At 36.7% G+C, this 17980-nt stretch carries 15 protein-coding genes and 1 pseudogene; 14 read left to right on the top strand and 2 right to left on the bottom strand.

Annotated features, from left to right (window positions below; genetic code table 11):
- Positions 1-65: 65 nt before the first annotated feature.
- The 4 genes from rplM to BMY85_RS10445 all read left to right on the top strand — a co-directional run bounded on the left by rplM (position 66) and on the right by BMY85_RS10445 (position 2840).
- On the top strand, positions 66-506 hold the full coding sequence (rplM, locus tag BMY85_RS10460; protein WP_092478226.1) for a 50S ribosomal protein L13: 441 nt from the start codon (positions 66-68) through the stop codon (positions 504-506).
- A 26-nt stretch (positions 507-532) separates the two neighbouring features.
- Entirely contained in the window at positions 533-925 is a 393-nt protein-coding gene (rpsI, locus tag BMY85_RS10455; protein WP_092478225.1) for a 30S ribosomal protein S9, read from the top strand.
- A gap of 178 nt (positions 926-1103) precedes the next feature.
- Complete coding sequence (locus BMY85_RS10450) at positions 1104-2303, top strand: MFS transporter (RefSeq protein ID WP_092478224.1); 1200 nt, start codon at positions 1104-1106, stop codon at positions 2301-2303.
- A 21-nt stretch (positions 2304-2324) separates the two neighbouring features.
- Positions 2325-2840, top strand: coding sequence for a nitroreductase (locus tag BMY85_RS10445; protein WP_092478223.1), 516 nt, complete (start codon positions 2325-2327; stop codon positions 2838-2840).
- Positions 2841-3001: 161 nt separating this feature from the next.
- Here BMY85_RS10445 and BMY85_RS10440 read toward each other — a convergent pair whose 3' ends face one another.
- The gene (locus tag BMY85_RS10440) at positions 3002-5116 is read right to left on the bottom strand and encodes an FkbM family methyltransferase (RefSeq protein ID WP_092478222.1); all 2115 of its coding nucleotides are present in this window, start codon (positions 5114-5116) and stop codon (positions 3002-3004) included.
- Positions 5117-5403: 287 nt separating this feature from the next.
- Here BMY85_RS10440 and BMY85_RS10435 point away from each other — a divergent pair, with 287 nt between their 5' ends.
- Positions 5404-6777: an MATE family efflux transporter gene (locus BMY85_RS10435; protein WP_092478221.1), complete on the top strand. Its 1374-nt coding sequence runs from the start codon at positions 5404-5406 to the stop codon at positions 6775-6777.
- A gap of 68 nt (positions 6778-6845) precedes the next feature.
- Here BMY85_RS10435 and BMY85_RS10430 read toward each other — a convergent pair whose 3' ends face one another.
- Positions 6846-7325, bottom strand: a complete 480-nt coding sequence (locus BMY85_RS10430) for an S-ribosylhomocysteine lyase (RefSeq protein WP_092478220.1) — start codon at positions 7323-7325, stop codon at positions 6846-6848.
- A gap of 217 nt (positions 7326-7542) precedes the next feature.
- Here BMY85_RS10430 and BMY85_RS10425 point away from each other — a divergent pair, with 217 nt between their 5' ends.
- From BMY85_RS10425 to BMY85_RS16270, 9 genes and pseudogenes are all read left to right on the top strand, one after another.
- Positions 7543-8133, top strand: a complete 591-nt coding sequence (locus tag BMY85_RS10425; RefSeq protein ID WP_092478275.1) for an HD domain-containing protein — start codon at positions 7543-7545, stop codon at positions 8131-8133.
- Positions 8134-8267: 134 nt separating this feature from the next.
- Complete coding sequence (locus BMY85_RS10420) at positions 8268-8942, top strand: YkgJ family cysteine cluster protein (protein WP_092478219.1); 675 nt, start codon at positions 8268-8270, stop codon at positions 8940-8942.
- A 74-nt stretch (positions 8943-9016) separates the two neighbouring features.
- Entirely contained in the window at positions 9017-10174 is a 1158-nt protein-coding gene (locus tag BMY85_RS10415) for a GGDEF domain-containing protein (protein WP_092478218.1), read from the top strand.
- Positions 10175-10260: 86 nt separating this feature from the next.
- Positions 10261-11769, top strand: coding sequence for a glycoside hydrolase family 43 protein (locus BMY85_RS10410; protein WP_092478217.1), 1509 nt, complete (start codon positions 10261-10263; stop codon positions 11767-11769).
- A 41-nt stretch (positions 11770-11810) separates the two neighbouring features.
- Positions 11811-14228, top strand: coding sequence for a CotH kinase family protein (locus BMY85_RS10405; RefSeq protein ID WP_092478216.1), 2418 nt, complete (start codon positions 11811-11813; stop codon positions 14226-14228).
- A gap of 228 nt (positions 14229-14456) precedes the next feature.
- Entirely contained in the window at positions 14457-15191 is a 735-nt protein-coding gene (locus BMY85_RS10400) for an SDR family NAD(P)-dependent oxidoreductase (protein WP_092478215.1), read from the top strand.
- A gap of 12 nt (positions 15192-15203) precedes the next feature.
- Positions 15204-16388 (top strand): iron-containing alcohol dehydrogenase, encoded by a 1185-nt coding sequence (locus BMY85_RS10395; protein ID WP_092478214.1) that lies wholly within the window; start codon positions 15204-15206, stop codon positions 16386-16388.
- 38 nt (positions 16389-16426) lie between these two features.
- Positions 16427-17206: pseudogene (locus BMY85_RS16275) on the top strand (amino acid ABC transporter substrate-binding protein); the annotation flags it as partial.
- Positions 17207-17326: 120 nt separating this feature from the next.
- Positions 17327-17971, top strand: a complete 645-nt coding sequence (locus BMY85_RS16270) for an amino acid ABC transporter permease (protein ID WP_278280409.1) — start codon at positions 17327-17329, stop codon at positions 17969-17971.
- Positions 17972-17980: the final 9 nt, after the last annotated feature.

Raw genomic sequence — 17980 nt, 5'->3', positions numbered from 1 at the left:
GCCCCGGTTAGGTATTTTAACATATAGAAAAGATTTATTGAGATAGTAGTTCAAGGAGGTTACCCATGAAGAGTTTTATGGCTAGTGCATCTAACATTGAAAGAAAATGGTATGTTATTGATGCTCAAGATCAGACATTAGGTCGTCTTTGCTCGGAAGTTGCAAAGATTTTAAGAGGAAAAAATAAACCAATTTATACACCACATATGGACTGCGGTGATAACGTAATCGTAGTTAATGCTGAAAAGATCAAAGTTACAGGCAAGAAAATGGAACAGAAAATCTATTACCGTCATAGCGATTATGTTGGTGGCATGAAAGAAACAACATTAAAAGAGATGATGGCTAAAAAGCCTGAAGATGTTATTACCCTTGCAGTTAAAGGGATGCTTCCAAAAGGACCTTTAGGAAGAAGCATGATTAAAAAATTACATGTTTATGCAGGTCCGGAACATGATAATGCAGCTCAAAAACCAGAAGTTCTTGAACTTCAGAAAAGATATTAATTTGGGTGTGAAAGGAGGAAATAACATTGGCTAGTGCAAGATATTACGGAACAGGTAGAAGAAAGAGCAGTGTTGCTAGAGTATATTTAGTACCAGGTACAGGTAAAGTTGTTATCAATAAAAAAGATATGGATGAGTACTTTGGTCTTGAAACTTTAAAATTAGTTGTTCGTCAGCCATTAGTTGCGACAGAAACAACTGAAAAATTTGACGTTTTAGTAAACGTTCATGGTGGTGGATTTACAGGCCAGGCTGGTGCCATCCGTCACGGAATCTCCAGAGCTTTATTACAAGCAGATGCAGATTATCGTCCAGTATTAAAGAAAGCTGGTTTCTTAACAAGAGATCCTCGTATGAAAGAAAGAAAGAAATATGGTTTAAAAGCGGCTCGTCGTGCACCTCAGTTCTCCAAACGTTAGTTTTCAGAATGGGTATGCGAGAGAAGTTTATATCGGATATACTGCCCCTTCACAGCTCTGCTGTGGAGGGGTTTTTATTATGGGCTTTAGCCTTTTTAAGTACATTAGAAAGAAGATTTTATAACAAATTGAGCCAATGCTTAGAACATATAAAATGGATATTGAAAAGGAGAAAACAATGAAATCGACTTACAAATCTACCATGTACGCCTGCTTTGTTGGCTATATAGTACAAGCAATTGTCAACAATTTTATCCCTTTGTTATTTTTAACATTTCAGTCTGCATACGGAATCCCTATTACTAAGATAACTTTTCTAGTAACCTTTAACTTTGGAGTACAGCTTATAGTAGATTTCATATCACCGCCAATTATAGATAAAGCAGGATATCGAATATCCATTATCATAGCACATGTTATGACAGTTTTAGGTTTCTTGGCACTAGTAATACTGCCAGATTTATGCTCCGATCCATTTACAGGCTTAATGACAGCAGTTATTATATATGCAATTGGTGGTGGATTGTTAGAAGTGTTAGTAAGCCCTATTGTGGAAGCTTGTCCAAGTGATAATAAAGAAGCTGCCATGAGTCTTTTGCATTCTTTCTATTGCTGGGGACATGTAGCCGTAGTATTGTTATCTACAATATTCTTTTCATTAGTGGGAATTCATCATTGGAAGATTCTTGCCCTGTTATGGGCAGTAATTCCATTTGCAAATGCTGTCTTTTTTGCAAAGGTTCCAATAGGAAGTTTACTAGAAGACGGAGAAACTGGCTTAATGGTGAAAGAGTTAGCTGTTAGTAAAACTTTCTGGCTAATGGTGGTGTTAATGGTATGTGCAGGTGCTAGTGAGCAGGCAGTCAGCCAGTGGGCATCCGCATTTGCAGAAATGGGCCTAGGGGTTTCGAAAACCATTGGAGATTTAGCAGGGCCAATGTTCTTTGCTATTATGATGGGAACATCCCGTGCCATATACGGAAACTTTGGGAATAAAGTGAGTTTGCAAAAGGTTCTATTAGGAAGTGGAATACTGTGTGTTGCAAGCTATCTGATCATTGTATTTACAACCTTACCAGCTATGGGACTGATAGGCTGTGGTATCTGTGGATTTTCAGTGGGTGTTCTCTGGCCAGGAACTTTTAGCATGTCTTCAGCAAAGTTAAGAGGCGGTGGAACTGCTATGTTTGCTTATTTGGCTTTGGCAGGGGATTTGGGATGTTCCATAGGTCCTACTACCGTAGGAAATGTATATGGATTATCAGGTAGAAGCCTAAAGACAGGAATTTTAGTGGCAATTATTTATCCTGTCTTGTTTGCTTTGTTTTGTGTTATACTATATAAAAAAGACAGGAAGCCAAAGGTTTCTAAAAAATAATTTAAGAGAGGAAATACAGAAATGAAAGAAACATTAATGGATTTAAAAACAAGAAGAAGCTGCCGGAACTATAAGCCAGAGCAGATTAAAGATGAGGAATTAAATGCAGTGCTAGAAGCAGGCATGTATGCACCTACAGGAATGGGGATGCAGTCTCCGGTCATGGTTGTGGTACAGAAACCTGAGATCATAAAAAAACTGTCTGCCATGAATGCAGCGGTAATGGGAGTGGATACAGATCCATTTTATGGAGCTCCAACTGTTGTAATCGTATTAGCAGATAAGACAAGAAGCACATATAAGGAAGATGGAAGTTTGGTTCTTGGCAATCTTATGAATGCAGCTCATGCCATTGGTTTAGGTTCTTGCTGGATACACAGAGCAAAAGAAGTATTTGAAAGCCAGGAAGGGAAAGCAATGTTAAAAGAATGGGGAATTGAAGGAGACTATGAAGGAATTGGACATTGCATTCTTGGATATGCAGAAACAGAGGCACCAGCAAAGCCAAGAAAAGAGAATTATATAGTTCGGGTATAAATGGAATAAGGTGGTTTATTGCAGCTAGATACAAAAAATAGTTCTAGAAATTGTCGTTTCTAGAACTATTTTATCCTAATCTGAAGTTTATTATAAATGACAATTTTGGCAAATATTAAATTTAAAATAATAAATTTTTTGGAAGGATTAAATTGACGATGTTATATTGCATATAATACAATTTCATTTGGATATAGTGTACCACCATAGTACCTTATGTACAATTGATAGCTATCATCTAAAACATCAATTATTCTTGCTATTTTCCATAAATCTTCATTTCCATGATAAATGCAGACAGCCAGCTTAGGGTGTTCCTCTTTAATATGCCTGCTTGCGCCTCTTAAAATATCTCGTTCGGCACCTTCTACATCCATTTTAAGAAATGTAATTTTTTCTTTGATATCTTCATCTAGTGAAACCATTTCTATTAATTTTTGAGCAGTATCTTCTTGTTTTTTGCTGATTCGACTAGATACACTTCGTTCTTCTTGTATATTAACTGCAACTTTTTCACCATGATTCAATCCTACAGCATTATTTCTGGTTTCAATATTAGGAAAGTTTTTTGATGTTTCTGCTAATTCTTTATAATTGTTTGGATCGAGTTCATAGCAGATAATTTTTTTATATTCTTTATAATTGTCTAAAAATGTTAGTAATGTATCTCCATTATATGCACCGATATCTACAAAAACGTCATTTTGATTTATTTTAATGATATCGTGATCAAAATACTGCTGATATCTGCTTTCACAAGAATTTGTTAAGTATTGATTATCAAATGTGATCCAGTAATATAATACATTTGTTAGAATGGTTCTTGATGCACAATCATTTAATCTCTGATATAACCAGATAAAGTCATCCATATGCTGTTTTAAATGATATGCCCTTTGGTAAATTAGTTCAAATTCTTCTTGGTCTAATGAGAGCTTTCCCCAATATGGAAAATTGTGGTGACTTGTTTCCAGTCGTACTCTTGTACTATAATTCATTAAATCATAACCACGATAGCAGCCGATAATTTTTTCTGATATCTGCTTTTCAGTATTGTTTTCAGTAAATTGTATTAATAGATTAAAACAAGAATCCTCTTTAGTTTGTTCTGAAATACACTTTTTGGAACAATTATGTGGTATCGTATTATAATATTCTATCATTTCTTGGGCACGCTTTGCCCATGTATGATTTTTTAATGTGCTGATGCGACCTCTTTGGGCAATTTCCTTAGCTAGTTCTGTATCATTCAGTAATACCTTGATTTTAAATGGCAGTTCATCTAGATTATCAAACTCAAAAAAAACAATTTCTTCATTTTCTATAAATTGCTCTGATAAATATTCATTTTTTTCGCTGACACAGACAGCACCTGATAGCATGGCACTAAAAATTCGTTCATGTCCGCCTTTTCGAAACAGTGGTAAATTATTAATTACGATCTTAGCATCTGCCATTATATTAAGACCTTCTTCTACTGATACAGCTGGATGAATTCGAATATATTCTGGATATGGATTGTCATATTTCTCCCATCCATTTCCAAACACATCTACATATATCTGATTTTTAGCTAATACCTCAAGCATTTGCGTTCTGTTAAAGTTTCTCACATATTTATCTAGAAAGCTTGTTTCCTGCATGATTTTTGGAATATCTTGTTCTTTTAGTTCAATTCCTACTTTTCCAAATTCTTCTATTAATAATTGTTCTAAAGTATTTGTTCCAATACTCAACTTCTCAGCAATTGTAAACAAAATATTTTGCATTGTTTCATTAACAGCATTGAATTTTTTTGCTATTTCCTCTATGCTATTGTAAGTTCCTAAAAATACAACAGAATATGATTTTTCTGTATACTCTTTTAGCTGGGTGCCTGCACTTCCTCCATGTGGAAGAAATAATGTCCTTTCACAATTTTTAAAATACTTATTCACATACAAGCAATGGTCCAGATCTATAAAAGAACTTACTTGATTATGCCATTGCATATGTATTCTTTGCTCATGGTAAACAGGATGATCTACAAAAAAGTTCCAGATAAGAATATGTTGCGTATCTATAAGCTGATGTAGTACATCTGCAGCCATTCCGTTCATAATAACCGCCATATCTATTTTTTTTCTGTTTAGTTTAACATACTGCTGCATAGCGTTCTCTAGTAAATTTAATTCCATTACAGAGTGTCCCATTTGCTTAAATGCATCACCCAATTGATCCAGAAAGTAATTTAATACGCCATACTGTGTACCACCTTTTATTAGTAATATATTCATATTTATTCTCCCTTATTTTCCAATTTTATGTATATAACCACGAAACATTTTAGCACATCTCAATAATACTATCAATATCTTGTAATTATAAACAATACGGATGAGCAAAGAATTTGATTGAATTGCAAAGAGAATGGAAGAAAATCAGGGATTTAATTTGAATAATAGAAAATCCCAAACCAACTTGACTTTTTCAAAAAAATCTTCTAAACTTTATTAGTTGTGCAAGAAATATGTACAAAAGGGTATACTTTAAAAGTACAAATCTGATGAACGGGTGAAGTAAAATGGAAGAAAAAATAAAAAGCAATCCACTGGGCATAGATCCAGTGAAAAAACTTTTAGGACAATTTGCAATACCAAGTATTATTGCGATGTTAGTCAGTGCGTTATACAATATCGTAGACCAGTTTTTTATTGGCAATAGTGTGGGGGATTTGGGAAATGCAGCAACTAATATAGCATTTCCGTTATCTATTTCATGTATTGCTATTTCTTTAATGTTCGGTATTGGTGGAGCATCTGCATTTAATCTTACATTAGGACATGGAGATAAAGAAAAAGCTGGTTATTTTATAGGAAACGCCGTTGTGATGATGTTCGGACTGGGAATACTACTGACTATTATTTCCGAACTGTTTCTTACATCCATGCTGCGTTTTTTTGGTTCTCCAGAAAATGTATTACACTATGCAGAAACCTATACAAGAATTACGGCAGCAGGTTTTCCGTTTTTAATAGTAGCAACAGGTGGTGGACATCTGGTAAGAGCGGATGGCAGTCCAAGGTTCACTATGATTTCTAATATGACAGGTGCTGTCATTAATACGATTTTAGATGCAGTTTTTGTGTTTGGATTAAAATGGGGAATGGCAGGAGCTGCTTATGCAACCATCATTGGCCAGATTGTATCTTTTTTCATGGTTATCTGGTACATGAGACATTTTAAAACTGTGAAAATAGAAAAGAGGCATCTTGGAATTCATTGGGACTGTATTGGCCAGGTTGTATCCTTAGGAGCAGCACCATTTAGCAATCAGGTTGCCATGATGGTTGTTCAGATTGTCATGAACAACTCTTTAAAACATTATGGTTCATTATCTTCTTATGGGGAGTCGATTCCAATTGCGTGTGCGGGTATTATTTCTAAAGTAGGCATGGTGTTCTTTTCCTTTATTATTGGTATTTCACAGGGACTTCAGCCAATTGTAAGTTTCAATTATGGGGCAGGAAAATACAGCCGTGTAAAAGAGGCTTACCGTACGGCGGTGACTTATGGCCTTGTGCTTTCCATTGTGGCGTTTGCACTATTTCAGATTTTTCCAAGAAATATTATTGCTGTTTTTGGAAATGGGACAGAGGAATATTTTCGCTTTGCAGTCAATTATTTTAGAATATTTATGTTCTTTACTTTTATTAATTTTGTGCAGCCAATTACTTCAAATTTCTTTACAGCCATTGGGAAACCAGGAAGAGGCATATTCTTATCGCTTACTAGACAGATTATCTTCCTTTTGCCGTTAATTATTATTTTCCCATTGTTTATTGGAATTGATGGTATTATGTATGCAGGGCCAGTTGCTGACTGCCTGGCAGCAGTTGTATGTATTACTATGGTGGTAAACGAATTTCGAGGAAAAGAATACAAATTGCTGCATTAGAGTGGAAATTTACAATCAAAAAGGAGTATTGCATCAAGTAAACATGTGCGATACTCCTTTTTGGATTCTTATTCTGGATAAACCAGCCGGCTCTCATCAATTCCTTCTAACACTTCAGTTAAGAATTTCTTAGCAAGGTAGTTTGCCATAGGAAGATTCATATCTAAATAATTGCCACATTCAATAGCAGAAGCACCAGGAACGTCTCCTGTAAAGTCTGCTATAAATTGAAATAATTCTGTCATAAGTAAAACGATATCTTTGGATTCATAGTCACCAGCTAAAATCAGATAAAAACCGGTTCTGCATCCCATAGGTCCAAAGTAAACAATTTTAGTACCATACTCGGTATGGTTTCTTAGGAAAGTTGCTGCCAGGTGTTCAATCGTATGCATTTCCGCTGTATTCATAACAGGTTCATGATTAGGTCTGGTCATACGGATATCAAAGGTTGTTACCATATCATTTCCAACACTGTCTTTTCTGGACACATATACACCAGGAAGCAGTTTCTGATGGTCAATTGTGAAACTTGCAATTGTCTTCATAATAATACTCCTTATTTAAAATGAATTTATTTCACTTATTATAACATATTAAAAGAGAAAATGTCTTAAAATAACCTTGACTTATTTTTTCTGATTTGTCAAAGTGTATACATAGGCTGAAAGAAAAAAGGCAATAAGGAGGAATGAAAGTGACAGAACTTGTAAAAGTGACATTAGGAGAACAGGAATAACAAAAACGGGAGGAATCGATATGGATATGGAGCGTTTAAAAAAACAGTTTGAATTTATTAAGGAAATAGACAAGGAAAAATTCATTGGAAGACAGACATACCTGACAGATGCAAAGAGAAAAGAAAATGATGCAGAACATGCGTGGCACATGGCGATTATGGCAGTTTTATTAAGTGAATATGCCAATGAAGAAATTGACGTATTAAAGACCATTACCATGCTTTTAATCCATGATATTGTGGAAATTGATGCAGGAGATACCTATGCGTACGACGAGGCAGGACTTGAGACACAAAGAGAGAGAGAAGAAAAAGCCGCAGACCGTATTTTTGGATTATTACCAAAAGATCAAGAGAAAAAGTTCCGTGAATTATGGGAAGAATTTGAGGCTAGAGAGACAAAGGAAGCAAAGTTTGCAAGGACACTTGATAACGTACAGCCAACTATGCTAAATGCAGCAAGTGACGGCAAAGCATGGAGCGAACATGGGGTCCATATAAGTCAGATTTTAAAGAGAAATGAACGGACAAAGGAAGGCTCAGAAATCCTGTGGAACTATGCAAGAGAGAACTTTATTGAGCCTAATGTGAAGAAGGGCAGAATTAAAAATGACTAGGGAGGAGAGTTCGGTAAAAGAACATTCTAAGATTTAATTTAAGTCTAAAATGTGGTACAATGAATAATCATAGGATTACATCTTATGAGGAATAGGCAGCTTACGAAAAGCAGTTTGCAGAATGGGGACAGGAAATGAGAAAAGTAGAAAATTTGGAAGAAATATCAGACGGCAGAATCTATGAACTGAATGATATGGTTCGTGCAGGATGTCAAGATTGCAAAGGCTGCTCGGATTGCTGCAAGGGAATGGGCAATTCTATCCTATTAGATCCATTAGATGTGTTTCGGATTATGAAAAATGAAAGATGCACATTTGAGCAGCTATTATCTGGTGCAGTGGAATTAAACGTGGTGGATGGAATCATTTTGCCAAATCTTAAAATGGCAGGGGAAAAAGAACAATGTGCCTATTTAAATGAAGAAGGACGCTGTAGTATTCATGCATACCGTCCTGGCATATGCAGGCTGTTTCCATTGGGCAGATGTTATGGGAATCATAGTTTTCAGTATTTTTTACAGACGAAAGAGTGTTCCAGAAAGAACAGAACAAAAGTAAAAGTGAGCAAATGGATTGACACACCAGACATCCAGAAGAATCAGGAGTATATTGTTGCGTGGCATTATTTTTTAAAAGAGCTGGAACTTTATCTTCAGAAACAGACGGAACAGGCAGCTTATAAACAGATTAACATGTATTTTCTTCAGCTGTTTTTTAGCATGCCATATGATACAGAAAATGATTTCTATACCCAGTTTTATAAACGTTTAGAAGAAGCAGAGAATACGTTTTTTAAAAGTAAGTTTTGACAGATTTTTTCACGTATAAGACAAAGGGGCATATAATAAGTATAGTACAGACACGATTGAGTGAGGAATTTAAAATGATCACTAGTCTTTACTTTGAAATATGCGTTATATGCATTATAAGTGTGAGTCTTTTAATAGCCAGTGTGAAAAAACAATGTGGAATCATGTTTGAAGATAGACTGTTTTTGGGGATTATGTGGACCGTTACAGGTATTTTTTTATCGGATGGTGCATGGATTTTAGTAGATGGACTTGATTTTCCAGGATCACAGGGTATTAATAAGGTGCTGAATTTTTTGTATTATACCTTAACAGGCATTGTAGGGCTGCTATGGCTGCTATATACAGATTATAAGATTTATGAAAGTAAGGAGCGGTTAGTGCGCTGTCTGAAATGGTATGTGATACCATGTGTGGTTCTGGTGGTTATTATTTTGTTAAGTCCATGGACTGGGTGGATTTTTTCCTTATCTAAGAATGAGCAATCCCATAGAGGACGATATTATGCACTACCGATGCTGGTTGCTTATGGGTACTTATTATGGGCAGAGGTGCAGGCATTATCTGCTTGGAAGCATACAGAACGGAAAAGTCTGAGGAAAGAATATAAGACATTGGGAAGCTTTATTATCTGGCCAGTGTTAGGCAGCATTATGCAGGGAATCGTATACGGATATCCTATGATTTGGGTCGGCGTAGTAATTTCCGTACTGAAAGTGTATGTAGATACACAAAACCAGCAGATTACCAGAGATGGCTTGACAGGGGTAAACAACCGCCGCTATCTTAATCACTATCTGGATATGAGGCTGTGCAAGAAAAGAAAGAAACAGCTGTTTTTTATTCTTATGGATATTGATTCTTTTAAAGAAATTAATGATAATTATGGCCACACACAAGGAGATGCAGCAATTATCCGAATTGCAGGAATACTTAGAGAAATCTGTTATAAGAACAATGATTTTTTAGCAAGATATGGCGGTGATGAATTCGCCATTGTCTGTGAACGTGAAAATGAACAGGAAGTAGAGAACCTGCTTCAGGAAATAAAAGATATTGTGTTTTTTTCCAATCAGGCAGGAGATATGAAATATGATATCTGGCTTAGCATAGGATATGCGGAATATGGGGAAAGCCAGAGCAAAAATCAAGATGAGCTTATCGCATTAGCAGACAAAAGATTATATGAAGCAAAAAAGAAACGAAAACAAAATGGGAACAAACTGCGTTAGAGTATTGGAAAGACACAAAAGATGCAAATCGCATACAGAGACAGCGAATATGCATTGGTAAGAACGAGAAAAGGGAGAAGATTCATATGATATATAATAATCCAGTAATAGCAGGATTTCATCCTGATCCAAGCATTTGCAGAGTAGGAGACGACTTTTATTTAGTAAATAGTACGTTTGAGTATTTTCCGGGAATTCCAGTGTACCATAGTAAAGATCTTGTGAACTGGCAACAGATAGGGCATTGCATTACCAGAAATGAGCAGCTTGCTTTAAGCAAAGGACAGCCTAATGGTTCTGGTTTGTTTGCACCAGCTATTCGTTATCATGATGGCATTTTCTACGTGATTTGTACCAATGTCACCTATGATGATACCTATGGCGGCAATTTTATTGTATGGAGTGAAAATCCAGAAGGGGACTGGTCAGATCCTGTTTATATAGATGCACAGGGAATTGATCCATCATTATTCTTTGATGAAGATGGAAAGGTGTATTATACAGGAACGAATAACGGAATCTACCTGTGTGAAATAAATCCTAAAACGGGGGAAATCCTTGGTGAGAAACAGTACATATGGGAAGGTTCTGGAGGAAGTAATCCAGAGGGACCACATATTTATAAAAAAGATGGATGGTATTACCTTTTAATTTCAGAAGGAGGAACGGAATACGGCCACATGATTACGATGGCAAGAAGTGAAAAGATTGCAGGACCTTATGTGGCATGTGAGAAGAACCCGGTCTTAACTAATAGAAGTTTAGATACACCAGTTAAAGCGGTTGGACATGCAGATCTGGTAGATGATGCAGATGGAAACTGGTGGGCAGTATGCCTTGGCATTCGTCCATTAGGATACCCATTCCGTCATAATTTAGGAAGGGAAACTATGCTGGTTCCTGTAACATGGGAGTCAGGAGAGTGGCCTTTGTTCGGAGAGAATGGAATGCTTCCGCTAACCGTAGAAACAGATAAACTGAATGGAAAGCAAAATGAGAGAAAAGGAGTTTATCAGGAGCATTTTCATACAAAGGAATTGGCTCCTTGCTGGAACTTTATCTATAATCCCGTTTCTGAACTGTATAAGATTGAAAATGAGGGGCTTGTTTTATATGGAAATGAATGCAGTCTTTCAGAAGCAGATTCTCTTGCATGGGTTGGAAGAAGGCAAGAAGATCACGAATGTATTGCAAGAACGCAGGTAATATTTGAAAGAGAGCAGGATGGAGAAGAGGCAGGGATCACGATATACATGAATAACCTACATCATTATGAAGCTGCATTGACGAGAATTGACGATAAAGGTTATATTATACTTAGACGGCAAATCGGAAGCCTATGGAAAATTGAGCGGCAGATACCGTATGTGAAAGATAAGGTTGTATTTGAGCTTCATTGTTCAAAAGAATTTTATACTTTCTGGTATGGAGAATCAAAAGAAGAACTGAAATTTTTAGGCAAGGGAGAAACGGATTATCTGACCACAGAAGTAGGGGGAAGATTTACTGGAAATTATATTGGACTTTATGCGGCTGGCAATGGAAACAGATGCAGAAAAGGTGCAAAATTCAGATGGTTTGAATACCAAGTGTGAGTGGTTCGCCACACAAAATATTTAAAAGGGAGTGTTTTTCTATGAGAAAAAGGACAAGTAAGCTTGTAATTGCCGGATTACTTAGTATTTCCATGTTTGGAACAACAGTAGGGGCAAAAGAACAAGGTGCTGCTTACAATGCAACAACCTGGTATCAGCATGGGTCAAGTGTGAAAGTAAGTGAAAACCAGTTGAAAACCACAATACCAGCTGGTTACGAGGTGAATCAGAGTACACAGGCTAGTGCAAAGAAAGGGGCATACACAAAACTATTTGCCCAAGACTGTGTGCAAGATCTTAACATTACAGTAGATGAAAACAACTGGAACTATTTATTACAACATGCAAACAAAGAGCCTTATGTATTAGCAGATAAGGTAAGTATTGGTGGCGAGAGCATAGAATACGTCGGATTGAAAACAAAAGGAAACTACTCCCTGCTTACAGCATGGCAGTCAGATTCCGACCGTTTCAGCTTTGCAATCAATGTTGGAAAGTATGTAAAGAAAGACAAAGGATATTCCGACACACAGAATTTTTATGGGTTAAAGAAATTTTCTTTAAATAATGTAACAGGTGATGCAACTTATCTAAAAGAGTATTTAGCATATAAATTATTTCGTGAGTTAGGCATACCAGCACCAGAATGCAGTTTAGTGAAGCTGAATATCAACGGAAAGTACTGGGGCGTCTATACACTTTTAGAAAACATTGATTCTCCAATGTACAAAAGCAAAACAGGGTTCTCAGATGTTGATTTGTATAAACCAGAGAAAAAAGGCGGTTCTTTAGTATATTCAAGTGCATTTGACCCATATTTAAATGGTTCAAGAGACTTCGATTTGTCTACCTATGATCAGAACGGAAATGTGCTTTCTGGTTACACAGGTCTTTGGGATCATCAGGAAACGGGGACAACTATTGAGGACTATTTAGATGAAATGTCTTCTGCAAAGACACAGGAAGAAAAAGAGAAAGCTAAGAAGACTGGCGAAAAGGTGAAAAAGGGCATGAAAGGCCTGCTTACCTGGATGAAGAAATTAAATGAGTTAAACCAGACATCTAATGGCAATACTGCAAGCTATGAAGCAGCAGCAGAGGAAATTCTTGACGTAGATGCTGTTTTAAAATATTTTGCAGGCAACACATTTGTTGCCATGCTTGATGGATACCAGTCAGAAGAACCTCATAACTTCTGTATAGGATATCATGACGGAAAGGTATTTGCAGTACCTTGGGATTACAACTATTCCTTCGGTGCATTTAACTTATCTTCTGCATCCGAATATATTAACTTTAATATTGATAAGCCAGTAGCAAAAGTGAATATACAGGAACGTCCGCTTTTAAATGTGCTTTTAAAAAATGATCATTTCCGTGCCCGTTATGAAAAATATTTGCTAGACTGCTGTAAAATTGCATGTGCAGGTGGAACTGTAACGGATACAGATTTGGCTGGCAACAGTTTTACACGTACTTATCAGCCATACTATTTCAAAAGTATTATTGAAAACTTCAAAAATGGCGAGTTAGGTACGGCATTAAGACAAAATCCAGTAGAAAAACCGTTCTATACTTATGATGAGTATGTAAAATCCTGTACACCATTTGAAAACCTGATTAACCAGAGAACTGTAGCAGTTATCAATCAGGTATATGATAACTTTGACAAAGTCAGTGATATTGGAATCAATATGTCTTCAATGGGATTTACTCATGCATGGGGCGGTGGAGGCTTCCCAGGAATGTGGGGAGGCTGGCCTGGAATGGGAGGCAGTAATAATACACAGGGAACAGAGCCTTGGCCAATTCCAGAAATCAAGGATTCTGGTTATGTACAGCCAAGTCCGTCACCTAGCATAAAACCAAGTGCAAAGCCAAGCCCATCACCTAGCATAAAACCAAGTGCAAAGCCAAGTCCATCACCTAGCATAAAACCAAGTGCAAAGCCAAGTCCATCACCTAGTGTAAAACCAAGCAGTACGCCAGCAGATGGAACATCCAATGTGAAAGTAACGTTGTCTAATCAGACATCTGCTGTTTCTAATACTATCGGCGGTTCTATTTCCTTAAATGTAACAGATGACAAGGCTTTGGATTTATCTAAGGTAAAAGTAAAATATTATTTCTCTGCAGACTCCAATAGCAATCAGACTGTATGGATTGATAGTGCAGCAATGCAGTATCAGAGAGCACCATGGTATGCGGCTTTAACAGATGGAGTAAGTGCAGCAGTAAAAACAGTCCGTACAGGTTCTTCTATGGCAGATCGCTGTATGGAAATTGGCTTCACTTCTACAGACAAGTTAGAACAGGGAGCAACACTTACCATTAACTTTAGACTTGCCAATGACAACTGGTCATCCTTTAACCAGGCCAATGACTATTCTTATGGAAAAGCAGAAAACATTGTCGTTCTTTATGATGGAAAAGTAGTTAGTGGTGTAGAACCTGAATAAGTTTTCCTATTAATTAAACCATATCTGTAGGAAAAATGAAAGATAACCTAATTTAGTAAAAAAGACTAATTATCTATAAAAGTATAGATAGTTAGTCTTTTTGAATTTTTTGGAAATTTCGTATATTTTGGTATACAGGAAAAAGAAATAATTTAATTTGCTTTATTTCGTATGCTGGACCATGCTATAATGGGAAAGGCTATTTAATGTTGGAAAGGAGTACATAGCATGTTAAGTCTAAAGGGAAAGTGGGCGCTTGTTACAGGCGCATCAAGAGGAATAGGCAGACTGGTTTCTTTATTTCTTGCAGAAAAAGGATGCAATTTAATTTTACAAAGTAGAGATATAGCAAATACAAAAGAGGTAGTGAAAAAGGCAGAAGGATTAGGAGTGAAAGCAGTTCCAGTCAGTGCAGAATTATCAGAACTGAAAACAGTAGAAACAATGCTTCAGGAAATCGACCAGTTAAATGTTGATGTGGATATTGTAATGAATAATGCGGGACTTCAAGTTGGTTATAGGGAAGATTATTATAAAACTCCCGTATCAGATTACACTACAAGTTTTTTTGTAAATACAATTGCACCAATGATGATTTGCTATCATTTTTTACCTAAAATGATAGAACGAGGATTTGGCCGTATTGTAAATACTACAAGTGGAATCCGTTTAGAACCAGAACAAGCAGGTTATTCTGCTAGTAAGGCAGCATTAGATAAAGTAACGATTGATATAGGCTCCAAATTAGATGGAACTGGAGTGGTAATCAGTTTGACGGATCCAGGATGGTGCAGAACCGATCTTGGAGGTCCTAAAGCACCGAATGCACCAGAAAGTGCATTGCCTGGTGTTGTAGTTGGAGCATTCATTGAAAATGGCAAATCAGGAAGGCTGTTCCCAGCAGGGGAATTTTATAATATGTCTTTAGAAGAAGCAGTTGCAAAAGCAGAGAATATGAACTAGGAGGAAATTGTAATGGAAAACTTTAATTTTTATAGTCCAACAGAATTTGTTTTTGGCAAGGGTATGGAAGCCCAGTGTGGAAAATGCGTAAAGAAATATGGCGGTACAAAAGTATTGATTCATTACGGTTCTGGTTCCGTTGTCAGATCTGGATTACTAGATCGTGTGAAAAAATCATTAGAAGAAGAAAATATCGCCTATGTGGAATTAGGTGGTGTACAGCCTAATCCAAGAGATACAAAAATATATGAAGGAATTGAACTTTGCAGAAAGGAAAAGGTAGATTTTATCTTATCAGTCGGCGGTGGCTCTTGTATAGACAGTTCCAAAGCCATTGCACTAGGCGTACCATATGATGGTGACTTCTGGGATTTCTACGGAACAGGAAAGCCAGTTGAGAAAGCACTGCCAATTGGAACAGTACTTACCATAGCAGCAGCAGGAAGTGAAGGTTCTGGTGCTTCTGTTGTAACAAAAGAAGAAGGAATGTTAAAAAGAGATACAGGTTCCGATTTATTAAGGCCAAGATTCTCGGTATTAAATCCAGAACTGACTTGTACACTTCCAGCTTATCAGACAGCCTGTGGTGCAACTGATATTATGGCACATGTATTTGAGCGTTATTTTACCAATACAAAAGAAGTAGAGATAACAGACCGTTTATGTGAGGGAATTCTTCTTACTATGATAAAAGAAACACCTAGAGTCATTGCAGATCCAGATAACTACGAAGCAAGAGCCAATATTATGTGGGCTGGAACCGTTGCCCATAATGATATCGTAGGTGTTGGAAGAAGCCAGGACTGGAACAGCCATGCAATTGAGCATGAGTTATCAGGACTTTATGACTGTGCGCATGGGGCTGGTCTTGCAGTGGTTATGCCAAGCTGGATGGAGTTTGTATACAAGCACGATGTAATGCGTTTTGCTCAGATGGCAGTAAGAGTATTCGGATGCCAGATGAACTTTGCAGAGCCAGAAGTAACTGCAATGGAAGGAATCAAAGCCTTTAGAAGATTTCTTCATAGCATTGGCATGCCAATTAACTTTGAAGAGTTAGGCGCAAAAGAAGAAGATATTCCTGTACTTGTAAAGAAATTAGGAATTAAGGATAAAACATGGGGATTCCAGCCTTTATCTTCAGCAGATGCAGGGGAAATTCTAAAGATCGCAGCTCATGCGAAAGTTGAGGAATAAATCTATAAGAAAAATCAATCTATAAAGGATGAGTATATATGAAATTAGACAAGAAACGGTTTTTTAAATCTGCAGTCTGTTTGCTGTTGTCTTTCGTGAGTCTTTTAATAATAGGTGGAGATTATATATTGTTAGAGGCAAAGGAAAAAGAAACGTTTACAGTTGGATTTGATGCTGAATTTCCACCTTATGGATATAAGGATGATAACGGACAGTATGTTGGGTTTGATTTAGATTTGGCACAGGAAGTCTGCAGCAGAAATGACTGGAATTTGAAAAAACAGCCGATAGACTGGGATTCTAAAGATATGGAGTTAAAATCTGGCATGATAGACTGCATATGGAACGGCTTTACTATAAATGGGCGAGAAGACAATTATACCTGGTCAACTCCTTATGTAGATAATTCTCAGGTAGTTGTGGTGCGAAAAGATTCAGGTATTAAAAAACTTAGTGATTTGAAAGGAAAAATAGTTGTAGTGCAAGCAGATTCTTCTGCTTTGGAAGCTTTGACAGGAGAAGAAGCACAGAAGGAGAATCTGGAATTAAGAAAGTCATTCAAGAAACTGGAACAAGTAAATGATTATAATAGTGCATTCATGAATCTGGATATAAAAGCAGTTGATGCAATCTGCATGGATATTGGTGTTGCCCAATATGAAATTGCTTCTCGTGGAGAGGCATTTGTTATGTTAGAAGAACAGATTTCAACCGAAAAGTATGGAGTAGGTTTTTATCTTGGAAATGTAGAACTGCGAGATAAAGTACAGAAAACATTAATCCAGATGCTGGAAGATGGCACATTTGAGGAGATCGCCAAAGAATGGGGACTAGAAGAATGTATTTGCCTTTCCAAAGAGGATAAACCAAAAGACATGTCAGATTCCAGACAAAATGTTGTTACAAAAGGAAAAAAGATAAAGAAAGACTGGAAATGGGTGAAAAATAGTACGAAACAGCTTACAAAAGCATTTATGGACAATATGATCATTTTTTTCTTAACTTTAATTTTTTCATTGCCGTTAGGTTTATTGGTTGCCTTTGGCAGAATGGCCAAATTCAAACCGTTACAGTATCTAGTCAAATTCTATATATCTGTCATGAGAGGAACCCCTTTAATGCTTCAGCTTATTCTTGTATTTTTTGGACCAAGTATTCTATTTGGCTGGAAAACACCAGATAACTACCGTTTTTATGCGGTCATAATTGGGTTTGCATTAAATTATGCGGCTTACTTTGCAGAAATATACAGAGCAGGAATAGAAGGTGTGCCAAGAGGACAGTACGAAGCAGCATCCGTATTAGGTTATACAAAGATACAGACATTCTGGAAAATTATTTTCCCACAGATGTGCAAAAAGGTAATGCCTCCTGTTACCAATGAAGTAATCACTTTAGTAAAAGACACGACACTGGCCTTTGCATTGGCCAATATCGAAATCTTTGCAGTAGCGAATCAGATGGTTTCCAAACAGGCAACCATTTTACCACTATTTATAGCGGGCGGTTATTTCTACGTGTTTAATTTTGTGGTTGCATTTGTTATGGAATGTATTGAGAAGAAGCTAAACTATTATTCATAAAGGAGTGGA

Origin of the sequence: [Clostridium] polysaccharolyticum (genome assembly GCF_900111595.1) — a bacterium.
Taxonomy (GTDB): Bacteria; Bacillota; Clostridia; order Lachnospirales; family Lachnospiraceae; genus Clostridium_AI; species Clostridium_AI polysaccharolyticum.
This window is presented reverse-complemented; position numbering and strand designations above follow the sequence as displayed.

Excerpts from the sequence above, each read along its gene's own strand:
- rplM (WP_092478226.1), top strand. The coding sequence starts at position 66 with ATGAAGAGTTTTATGGCTAGTGCATCTAACATTGAAAGAAAATGGTAT.
- BMY85_RS10450 (WP_092478224.1), top strand. The coding sequence starts at position 1,104 with ATGAAATCGACTTACAAATCTACCATGTACGCCTGCTTTGTTGGCTAT.
- BMY85_RS10445 (WP_092478223.1), top strand. The coding sequence starts at position 2,325 with ATGAAAGAAACATTAATGGATTTAAAAACAAGAAGAAGCTGCCGGAAC.
- BMY85_RS10440 (WP_092478222.1), bottom strand. The coding sequence starts at position 5,116 with ATGAATATATTACTAATAAAAGGTGGTACACAGTATGGCGTATTAAAT.
- BMY85_RS10435 (WP_092478221.1), top strand. The coding sequence starts at position 5,404 with ATGGAAGAAAAAATAAAAAGCAATCCACTGGGCATAGATCCAGTGAAA.
- BMY85_RS10430 (WP_092478220.1), bottom strand. The coding sequence starts at position 7,325 with ATGAAGACAATTGCAAGTTTCACAATTGACCATCAGAAACTGCTTCCT.
- BMY85_RS10425 (WP_092478275.1), top strand. The coding sequence starts at position 7,543 with ATGGAGCGTTTAAAAAAACAGTTTGAATTTATTAAGGAAATAGACAAG.
- BMY85_RS10420 (WP_092478219.1), top strand. The coding sequence starts at position 8,268 with ATGAGAAAAGTAGAAAATTTGGAAGAAATATCAGACGGCAGAATCTAT.
- BMY85_RS10415 (WP_092478218.1), top strand. The coding sequence starts at position 9,017 with ATGATCACTAGTCTTTACTTTGAAATATGCGTTATATGCATTATAAGT.
- BMY85_RS10410 (WP_092478217.1), top strand. The coding sequence starts at position 10,261 with ATGATATATAATAATCCAGTAATAGCAGGATTTCATCCTGATCCAAGC.
- BMY85_RS10405 (WP_092478216.1), top strand. The coding sequence starts at position 11,811 with ATGAGAAAAAGGACAAGTAAGCTTGTAATTGCCGGATTACTTAGTATT.
- BMY85_RS10400 (WP_092478215.1), top strand. The coding sequence starts at position 14,457 with ATGTTAAGTCTAAAGGGAAAGTGGGCGCTTGTTACAGGCGCATCAAGA.
- BMY85_RS10395 (WP_092478214.1), top strand. The coding sequence starts at position 15,204 with ATGGAAAACTTTAATTTTTATAGTCCAACAGAATTTGTTTTTGGCAAG.